The sequence below is a fragment of the Polaromonas sp. P3_C2 genome (assembly GCF_056402675.1).
The window spans coordinates 1-2,450 of sequence record NZ_JBFUGX010000613.1; the positions used below are offsets into that span (position 1 = coordinate 1).

3 protein-coding genes are annotated in these 2,450 nt (G+C 63.1%); 1 reads left to right on the plus strand and 2 read right to left on the minus strand.

Translation table 11 applies throughout. The features are described 5' to 3' along the window. Positions 1-25: 25 nt before the first annotated feature. Positions 26-268: a PP0621 family protein gene (locus AC1DWI_RS19760; RefSeq protein ID WP_477668365.1), complete on the minus strand. Its 243-nt coding sequence runs from the start codon at positions 266-268 to the stop codon at positions 26-28. Then, on the minus strand, positions 265-1,065 hold the full coding sequence (locus tag AC1DWI_RS19765; RefSeq protein ID WP_477668364.1) for a cytochrome C assembly family protein: 801 nt from the start codon (positions 1,063-1,065) through the stop codon (positions 265-267). Before AC1DWI_RS19765 ends, AC1DWI_RS19760 begins: the two co-directional genes overlap by 4 nt. A gap of 102 nt (positions 1,066-1,167) precedes the next feature. On the opposite strand from AC1DWI_RS19765, the gene ffh reads away from it, so the two are divergent. Beyond that, positions 1,168-2,450, plus strand: a 1,283-nt coding sequence (ffh, locus tag AC1DWI_RS19770) for a signal recognition particle protein (protein WP_477725528.1), incomplete at its 3' end; no start/stop codon positions are given.

The window sequence follows — 2,450 nt, forward strand, 5'->3', positions numbered from 1 at the left end:
TTTGTAAACATAGTGTTAGCAGGCCCTAGTCTCCTGCCTGGCGGCGATGCGCGTCACTGCAATAAATCCCCTTGCCGCCTGTCAGGGCGTCGGACTTCGGCAAATGCACGTGGCAGACATCGCATGCGATCATCTCCGCAACGGCCGTTTCGCGGCCCGGTGCCTGGCGGGGGCGGGCAGCCGCCGCATCGTTTCTTTCCGCATCGCGGTTGTGGCGCCAGAGCCAGAAAACCACCAGCACGAATCCCATGACCAGAAGGTATTTCATGCCCGCCTCAGAATGACTTCAAGTACAAAGCGCGAACCGGCGTAGCCCAGCAGCAGCAGGCCGGAGCCCAGGTACAGCACACGGACGGCCTTGCGGCCACGCCATCCGAGGCGCGCCCGGCCGATCAGCAGGCCGGCAAACGTCAGCCAGGCCAGGACCGAAAACACGGTTTTATGGTTCCATTTCCAGGCCAGGCCGGGCCCGTAGAGTGTTTCGGCGAACAGCCAGCCTACAAATAGCGTGGCCGACAGCAATACAAAGCCGGCCTCCACGAAGCGGAAGGTGAGCCGCTCCAGCGTCAACAGCGGCACGCCCGCATCGGTTTGTGCGGCCAGCCGGATGGAGCGCTCGGAGCGCGTCATCAGCCAGCCGTGCACCACTGCGGCGGCAAACAGCCCATAAGACGCGATGCCCAGGGCCCAGTGCAACGGCAGCCAGGGGGACGCGATGGCGTGATAGGTGGTACCGGGGAAAATGACCGTCAGGATGACAGCTGCGCTGCCCAGCCCTGCCAACGCCCAGTGGGCCTGGAGTTGTGGAAACAGGCGGCTTTCGATGGCGTAAACGGTCAGCACCAGCCAGACCGTCATGGACAGCGCCGGTGCAAAGCCGAAACGCGGGGGCTCGCCCAGCAGGCCATCGGCCAGCGCCAGCGCGTGCAGCAGCCAGGCCGCCAGCAGCAGGCCGCGGATGGCGGCGGGGCCGAGGCGCGGGGAGGCTAGAGCCAATGCAGCGTAGGCGACGGCAGCACCGGCTGCCGCTGCAAGACCCCACCAGTCGCTCAAAGCTAAAATCATGGCTAGAGTTTAGCCTTTACTGCCTCTTTTCCCCCTTTCTGGCAGCCTTCCGCTGCAGCCTTTCTTTTCCACCTAACTGCGCCGCGTTCGTGGCGCCTTCCCATGGCCTCAGCTCTTACCGACAAGTTATCCCGTCTCGTCAAGGAAATGCGAGGCCAGGCCCGCATCACCGAATCCAACGTGCAGGACRTGTTGCGCGAGGTACGCATGGCCTTGCTCGAGGCCGACGTTGCGCTGCCGGTGGTGCGCGACTTCATTGCCCGGGTCAAGGAAAAAGCGCTGGGCCAGGAAGTGATGGGTTCTCTCTCGCCGGGCCAGGCGCTGGTGGGTATTGTCAACAAGGAACTCGCCGCTACCATGGGCGAGGGGGTGAGCGATATCAACCTGGCAGCCCAGCCGCCGGCGGTCATCCTGATGGCCGGCCTGCAGGGCGCGGGTAAAACCACCACTACCGCCAAGCTGGCCAAGCACCTGATCGAAAAGCGCAAGAAAAAGGTGCTGACCGTTTCAGGCGACGTCTATCGCCCTGCCGCCATTGAACAGCTCAAGACGGTCACCAAACAGGCCGGCGCCGAATGGTTTCCCAGCACGCCTGACCAGAAGCCGGCCGACATCGCGCGAGCCGCCATTGACTACGCCCGCAAGCATTTCTTTGACGTGTTGCTGGTCGACACGGCTGGCCGCCTGGCCATCGATGAGGCCCTGATGGCCGAAATCAAGGAGTTGCATGCGATCCTGAACCCGGTTGAAACGCTTTTCGTGGTCGATGCGATGCAGGGCCAGGATGCGGTCAACACTGCCAAGGCCTTCAAGGAAGCCTTGCCGCTCACCGGCATCATCCTGACCAAGACCGACGGCGATTCACGCGGCGGTGCGGCGCTCAGCGTGCGCCAGATCACCGGCGCCCCCATCAAATTCTCCGGTACCAGCGAGAAAATCGACGGCCTGGAGGTGTTCGACGCCGAGCGACACGCCGGCCGCATCCTTGGCATGGGTGACATTCTTGCGCTGGTCGAGCAGGTGGCCGCCGGGGTGGACATGGCCTCTGCCCAGAAGCTCGCCGCCAAGATCAAGTCCGGCGACGGCTTTGACCTCAACGACTTCCTCAGCCAGTTGCAGCAAATGAAGAACATGGGCGGGCTCTCAAGCCTTCTGGAAAAGCTGCCCGCGCAAATGGCGGCCAAGGCCGGCCAGGTCGATATGGACAAAGCCGAGAAAGACATCAAGCGCAAGGAAGGCATCATCCAGAGCATGACGCCGCTGGAGCGCCGCAAGCCCGAACTCATCAAGGCCACCCGCAAGCGCCGCATTGCTGCCGGTTCCGGCGTGCATGTTCAGGAAGTCAACCGCCTGCTCAATGAGTTCGAGCAGATGCAGGGCATGAT